The organism is Geodermatophilus sabuli, from assembly GCF_010686765.1.
Taxonomy (GTDB): Bacteria; Actinomycetota; Actinomycetes; order Mycobacteriales; family Geodermatophilaceae; genus Geodermatophilus; species Geodermatophilus sabuli_A.
On the sequence record NZ_JAAGWF010000015.1, the window covers coordinates 214444 to 221347 of the forward strand.

6 protein-coding genes are annotated in these 6904 nt (G+C 73.9%); 1 reads left to right on the forward strand and 5 read right to left on the reverse strand.

What is annotated here, in order from left to right; translation table 11 throughout:
* Window positions 1-4 precede the first annotated feature (4 nt).
* From GCU56_RS14815 to GCU56_RS14835, 5 genes are all read right to left on the reverse strand, one after another.
* The gene (locus GCU56_RS14815; protein ID WP_163482491.1) at window positions 5-886 is read right to left on the reverse strand and encodes a VOC family protein; all 882 of its coding nucleotides are present in this window, start codon (window positions 884-886) and stop codon (window positions 5-7) included.
* Window positions 883-1416: an RNA polymerase sigma factor gene (locus GCU56_RS14820; RefSeq protein ID WP_163482492.1), complete on the reverse strand. Its 534-nt coding sequence runs from the start codon at window positions 1414-1416 to the stop codon at window positions 883-885. The genes GCU56_RS14815 and GCU56_RS14820 overlap by 4 nt, the downstream gene beginning before the upstream one ends.
* A gap of 94 nt (window positions 1417-1510) precedes the next feature.
* A complete protein-coding gene (leuA, locus tag GCU56_RS14825) occupies window positions 1511-3256 on the reverse strand; it encodes a 2-isopropylmalate synthase (protein ID WP_440588747.1) in 1746 nt (581 codons plus the stop codon).
* Between the two features lie 201 nt (window positions 3257-3457).
* Complete coding sequence (locus GCU56_RS25245; RefSeq protein ID WP_163482493.1) at window positions 3458-4612, reverse strand: MFS transporter; 1155 nt, start codon at window positions 4610-4612, stop codon at window positions 3458-3460.
* Between the two features lie 40 nt (window positions 4613-4652).
* Window positions 4653-6245: a phospholipase D-like domain-containing protein gene (locus GCU56_RS14835; protein ID WP_163482494.1), complete on the reverse strand. Its 1593-nt coding sequence runs from the start codon at window positions 6243-6245 to the stop codon at window positions 4653-4655.
* 73 nt (window positions 6246-6318) lie between these two features.
* Between GCU56_RS14835 and GCU56_RS14840 the strand changes: the two genes are divergently transcribed.
* On the forward strand, window positions 6319-6904 hold a 586-nt coding region (locus tag GCU56_RS14840), incomplete at its 3' end, for an amino acid kinase family protein (RefSeq protein ID WP_163482495.1).

A 6904-nucleotide genomic window follows, 5' to 3' on the forward strand; every position in this document is an offset into this window, starting at 1 on the left:
CGGATCAGCGCAGCTGGCCGAGCCAGAACGGCAGGCCCTGGTCGTCCCGGCACAGCGCCGACAGTCCGTAGGACTGCCGCTCGACGTCACCGGCGTCTCCCCCGGCGGTACGGACGGCGGCGACCGCGACCTCGATGTCGTCGACGGCGTACATCGGCACGACGCCCGTGTGGTCGTGCTGCCCGCCGTGCAGGCCGATCATCGGGCTCTGCTCCTGGGTCTCCCAGCCGTCGTCGACCCGGCCCGGGGACAGCGACCAGCCGAGCACGGCCTCGTAGAAGTCGCGGGCGCGGGCACCGTCGGGCACCTGCAGCGTCAGGTAGACCGCGTCACCGGGCTTCGGCCCCGGGGTGGCGGCAGCCGGGGCGCTCTGCACCATCCAGCGGTGGCCGTAGGGGTCGATGAGCCGGCCGCCGCGGCCGTAGGGCTCGTCGGTCGCCGGGCGCTCGACGGTCGCCCCCGCGCCCTCGGCGCGGGTCATGACGGCGTCGACGTCGGGAACCGAGAGGTGCAGCGAGACGGGTGGCTTGCCGTCCCCCGGTCCCTCCAGGCCGTACTCCGGGTAGGCGTCGGCGAGGTAGAGGGTGGCGCCGGCCACCTCGAGCTCCGCGTGGCCGATCCGGTCGCCGTCCAGGTACGGGTCACCGACGGTGCGCGCGCCGAACGCCTCGGCGTACCAGGTGATGGCGGCCCGGGCGTCGCGGACGACCAGGTAGGGGATGAGCGCGGACACGGCGGTGCTCCTCGGTTCGGTCGTCGGGCTCGGGCGGGACTGCAGGAGGGCGCGCCGCAGCCGCTCACGCAGCGCGGCGGCGAAGGCGGGGTCGGGGTCGACCGGGGTGGTGGGGCGGGCCAGGGACCGGAACGGCCGTTCGGGATCGGTCACGGCGCACCTCCCGGCTGCTCGGTGGACTCGTAGGCGCGGCGGAACGCGGTGCGGGCGCGGACGAGCAGCGCCTCGGTGGCGTGCAGCGTGCGGCCGAGGAGGGCGGCGACGCGGGCGACCGGGAGGTCGTCGAGGTAGCGCAGCGTCAGGGCGGCGCGGTGCGCGGGGGAGAGCTGGTCGAGGACCTGCTGCGCGCGGAGGGCGTCGAGCTCGTCGTCCCACGGGTCCTCGGTGTGCGCCCCTCCGTCGACCAGGCGCAGGCTGCGCTGCTCGCGCTCGAGCCGGCGCCAGTGGTCGACGAGCTTGTGGCGGGCGGTGCCGATCAGCCAGGGGACCGTCGTGGGTGCGCCGCCGTCCCGCTCGGCCCGGACGGCGGCCAGGAAGGTCTCCGCGGTGAGGTCCTCGGCCAGGGCCCGCCGGCCACACCGGGCCAGCAGGTACCCGTAGACCTCGGGCAGCGCGGAGTCGTAGAGCGACAGCAGCCCGGGATCGGGCGGTGGTCCCACCGCGCGCGATCCCGGGCTGCTCATGTCCCTCCGTCGTCCGGGACGCGGACTTTCCGACGGCCCCTCCGCAGGATCCTGCCCGAGCTTGCGAGGGGCAGGGGGCGGAGGGGTCCTTCTACTACCGCTGTGCCCGGTTCACCGCCGAGACGACGGCGCGCAGCGAGGCGCTGACGATGTTCGGGTCGATGCCCACGCCCCAGAGGACGCGCTCACCGACGGCGCACTCGACGTAGGCCGCGGCCTGGGCGTCCCCGCCCGCCGACATGGCGTGCTCGGCGTAGTCCAGGACGCGGACGTCGACGTCGACGGTCCGGAGCGCGTCGACGAACGCGGCGATCGGACCGTTGCCGCGGCCCTCCACCGTCACCGGGACGCCGTCGTCGACCAGTTCCACGACCATCTCGTCGGTCCTGTCGCCGTGCGCGGTGTGCCGGTGGCCGGCGAGGGCGAAGCGGCCCCACGGCGCGTCGGGGTCGGGCAGGTACTCGCTGGAGAACGCCGCCCACATCTGCTGGGCGGTGACCTCGCCGCCCTCGTCCTCGGTGTGCCGCTGGACGACCCCGCTGAACTCGATCTGCAGCCGGCGGGGCAGGTCCAGGTGGTTCTCGGTCTTCATGATGTAGGCGACGCCGCCCTTGCCGGACTGGCTGTTCACCCGGATGACGGCCTCGTAGCTGCGGCCGACGTCCTTGGGGTCGATGGGCAGGTACGGAACGGCCCACGGCATGTCGTCGACCGGCTTCTCGGCCGCCGCCGCGTCGGCCGCCAGGGCGGTGAAGCCCTTGTTGATGGCGTCCTGGTGCGAGCCGGAGAAGGCGGTGTAGACCAGGTCGCCGCCGTAGGGGTGCCGCTCGTGCACGCCCAGCTGGTTGCAGTACTCGACGGTGCGGCGGATCTCGTCGATGTCGGAGAAGTCGATCTGCGGGTCGATGCCCTGGCTGAACAGGTTCAGGCCCAGGGTGACCAGGTCGACGTTGCCGGTGCGCTCTCCGTTGCCGAAGAGGCAGCCCTCGATGCGGTCGGCGCCGGCGCGGTAGCCCAGCTCGGCGGCGGCGACGGCGGTGCCGCGGTCGTTGTGCGGGTGCAGGCTCAGCACGACGGCGTCGCGCCGGCCCAGGTTGCGGTGCATCCACTCGATCTGGTCGGCGTAGACGGTCGGCTCGGCCATCTCCACGGTCGCCGGCAGGTTGATGATGGTCGGCCGGTCGGGGGTGGGCTCCCAGACGTCGGTGACCGCGTTGCAGACCTCGACGGCGAAGTCGAGCTCGGTCCCGGTGAAGGACTCCGGGGAGTACTCGAAGGAGATGTCGGTGCCGGTCATCTGCTCGGCCAGCTTGCGCACGACCTGGGCGCCGTGCACGGCGATGTCGACGATGCCCGCGCGGTCGGAGTTGAACACGACCCGCCGCTGCAGGGTGGAGGTCGAGTTGTACAGGTGGACGATCGCCTGCCGGGCGCCGCGCAGCGACTCGTAGGTGCGCTCGATCAGCTCGTCGCGTGCCTGGGTCAGGACCTGGATGGTGACGTCGTCGGGTACCAGGTCCTCGTCGATCAGCTGGCGGACGAAGTCGAAGTCGGTCTGGCTGGCCGCCGGGAAACCGACCTCGATCTCCTTGTAGCCCATGCGGACCAGCAGCTCGAACATCCGCCGCTTGCGGTCGGGGGTCATGGGGTCGATCAGCGCCTGGTTGCCGTCCCGGAGGTCGACGGCGCACCAGCGTGGGGCGGTCGTCGTGACGACGTCGGGCCAGGTGCGGTCGGGCAGCACCACCGGGGTGAAGGGTGCGTAGCGGTGGACCGGCATCCCGGAGGGCTGCTGGGGATGGCGGACGTGCGGGTGGTTCTCGCTCATGTTCCTGCTCACGGGGTCGCTCCTCTGGCGCGGGCTGGACTCAGCTCCGGTGGGGCGGTCAGCAGGCGCTGGGAACGCGCAGCACCCGCGGCGAGGGGGCCGACCTAGGAGAGGGCCTCGCCGCGGCTCATAAGCAGGAGGCTGCCGCGCACGTCGACCACGGTAGCAGCGGCGCCGCCGCGGCCGCAGCCGCCCGCGGTGTCGTGTCGGCGGTCAGCCGGTGGCCGGCCCCGGTCGGGCGTGCCTGCGCAGGACGACGGCCGGCAGGCCCAGGGCGGTGCCGACGACGACCAGGGCCGGGGTGAGCGGGATCGCCGAGATGAGACCCGCGACGGCGAGCGGCGCGGCCAGCATCGCGATCGCGCGGAAGGTGCCGCTGGTCGCCACGGCCTCACCGCGTTCCTCCGGGTGCACCGACTCGGCGACGACGGCCGACCCCAGGACCTGCAGGACGCCGGCGGCGGAGCCGCCCGCCGCGAGCACCACCACCGACAGCGGCGTGCTCCAGGCGACGGCGGCGCTGAGCGCGACGGCCAGCCCGCCGAGCAGGATGCCCGCGAGGACGACGGCGGGCGCCCAGCGGCTGCTGACCCGGCCGGCGAACCCGGAGCCGACCAGCATCGCGCCGTTGGCGACGGCCACCAGGGCGCCGACGGCGGAGGCCGACTGCCCGGAGGCGACCAGCCCGACCGGGACGTAGGAGACCAGCAGCGCCTGCCAGCCACCCGCCGTCAGACCGGCACAGCAGCCGACGTCGACACCCGGGCGCCGCCACAGCCGGCCCGACACCCGGTCGGCGGGCGGCGCGAAGGGCGGCAGCCGGTCCAGCAGGAAGGTGGGTGCCACCCCGGCCACCGCGATGGCCGCGGCCACCGTCAGGGCGAGCACGGGGGTGCGCTCCGAGAGCAGCCCCGCGAGGACCGGGCCGGTGAGCGAGCCGACCGACGCGGCCAGGTTGATCACCGCGAGCCGGGGGGCCGCCCGGCCCGGGCCGCGCACGAGGTGCGCGGTGCTGGCCGTCCAGAAGAAGGCGCGGGAGAACCCCTGCAGGAGCTGGGCGAGGACGAAGGGCGCCAGGGCCGACGACAGCGCCACGACGCCGCAGCTGAGGGCGAGGAACAGGCCGGAGGCGGTGACCAGGGTCCACTCCGGCACGCGGCGCATCAGGGCGCCCAGCGAGAGCCGGCTGGCCAGCTGCGACACCGCGGACACCGCCGTCAGCGCGCCGATCTCCGCGGCCGAGTAGCCCGCTCCGAGGGCGAGGAGCGGGAGGGCGACGGACGCCGTCCCCAGCGCCAGGCCGTGGATGACCGCCGTGGTCGCCGAGGCGGTGAGGTCCCACGAGCGCGGTCGGTCCGACCCGGTCACCGGCGCGACGACGGGGGCGCGACGACGGGCACCGCGGGCATCAGAAGGCGTTCCGCAGCCGCAACGCGAGCGGGCGGCCGTCGGGGTCGTCGAGCAGCCGGTAGACCGGGGTCGCCCACAGCCGGGTGAGCAGCGGCAGGCGTTCCGCGTGGTGCTCCCGCAGCCGGCCGGGGGGACGCGGACCCTGCCGTCCGCCCGCGTGCCACGCATCGAGGGCGGCGGCCCGCTCCACCAGCACCTCGACGAAGCGGTCCGGGTCGAGGACCTGGTCGTCCTCGGTGCCGTCGGCCGCGAGGTCCAGGTGCTCCCGGGCCAGGGCCAGCCGCAGGTCGCGCGCGAACGTGCGGGCGCCGTCCCCGGTCCCGGCCGGGTCGCGCGGCTCGCGGGGGTCGCGGGTGGCGTCCAGGACGGTGCTGGAGAGCTCGCTGTCGTGGGTCCACGAGCGGCGGTTGAAGTTGTCGCTGCCGACGCTCGCCCAGGTGTCGTCCACGACGCACACCTTCGCGTGCACGTAGACCGGCGTCCCGGCGTGGTTCTCCACGTCGAAGACGTGCACCCGTCCCTGACCTGCCCTGCGGCACATCTCGATCGCCTGCCAGCGGCCGACGTACTGCGGTCGCTCGGCGAAGGCACCGTCCTGGTCGGGCACCCGGGGGACGACGACGACGAGGTGCAGGTCGGGGTGGTCGGTCAGCGCCTCGGCGAACAACCGGGCCACGTCGGCCGACCACATGTACTGGTCCTCGAGGTAGACCAGCCGCCGGGCCCGCTTGATCGCCTTGGTGTAGCCCCGCGCCACGGACCGTTCGCCCCGCGGGGCGAACCGGTACGGCGGGCGGATGGCCGGATAGGTCCGGAGGTTCTGCACGAAGTGCGGCCCGCACTCCGGCGGCGGCGGCAGCTGCGGCGGGAGCGGGTCGCCCGCGAGGCGGGCGTGGTGCAGCTTGTCGTAGACCCAGGCGATCGGGTGGTCCTGGTCGGGGCTGACGGGATCGTCCCAGCGCTCCCGGAAGACGGTGTCGAGGACGTGCACGGCCGGCCCGCGGATCTGCAGCTGGACGTCGTGCCACGGCGGGTTGTCCCCGTACGCGGCGGCCATGGGCAGCGGCTGCGGGTCACCGCCGTGGTCGGCGTCGTCGCGGCGGCCGTGGCACAGGTCGATGCCCCCGACGAACGCGATGTCCTTCGACGGGTCCTCGTCGTGCCGCAGGACCACGAGCTTCTGGTGGTGGCTGCCGAACCGCCGGATCCGCTGGTCGAGGATCACCTCGCCGCCGCCGTGCTCGACCTCCGCGTCGAGGGCGCGGTTGGCCTCCTTGTTCAGGGACAGCCGGTCCATGTGCGACCGCCAGACCAGTCCGCGCACGCACACCCCGCGCTTGACCGCCTCGGTGAACAGCTCGGCCACCGTCGGACCCTCGTCGCGCAGCTTCTCGTCGGGATCGCCGCGCCAGTCGGTGAAGAACAGGTGGTCGCCCTCGTCCAGCGACCGCACCTCCTCGACCAGCCGGTCGAAGTAGACGCTGCCGTGCAGCAGTGGCTCGGCGAGGTTCCCAGCAGTCCAGCCGGGCAGCGTCGTGGCGGGGTTGCCGCGCTCCTCGGCGCTGAGCAGCCACTGCTCCGGGTCGTCCACTCCATGATCAGAACGCGCGCGGTCGGGGGATGCAACCACCAGCCGCTCAGGGACGTCGGTAACCTCATGCCCCGTGGCCCTCGTCGTCCAGAAGTACGGCGGCTCCTCCGTCGCGTCCGCAGCCCACGTGAAGCGTGTCGCCGAACGGATCGTCAGCGCGAAGGAGAACGGGAACGACGTCGTCGTGGTCGTCTCCGCGATGGGCGACAGCACCGACGAACTGCTCGACCTGGCCGGCCAGATCACCGACGACCCGCCGGGGCGCGAGCTCGACATGCTGCTGACCGCCGGTGAGCGGATCTCCATGGCGCTCCTGGCGATCGCCATCTCCACGCACGGCTACGAGGCGCGCTCCTTCACCGGGTCCCAGGCCGGGGTCATCACGACCGGCAGCCACGGCCGGGCGCGGATCATCGACGTCACGCCCGGGCGGCTCCGCTCCGCCCTGGACGAGGGCTCGATCGTCATCGTGGCCGGGTTCCAGGGCGTCAGCCAGGACACGAAGGACATCACCACCCTCGGCCGCGGCGGCTCCGACACCACCGCCGTCGCCGTCGCCGCGGCCCTGCGCGCCGACGTCTGCGAGATCTACACCGACGTGGACGGTGTCTTCACCGCCGACCCGCGGATCGTGCCCAACGCCAAGCGGCTGGACACGG

Excerpts from the sequence above, each read along its gene's own strand:
- GCU56_RS14820 (WP_163482492.1), bottom strand. The coding sequence starts at position 1,416 with ATGAGCAGCCCGGGATCGCGCGCGGTGGGACCACCGCCCGATCCCGGG.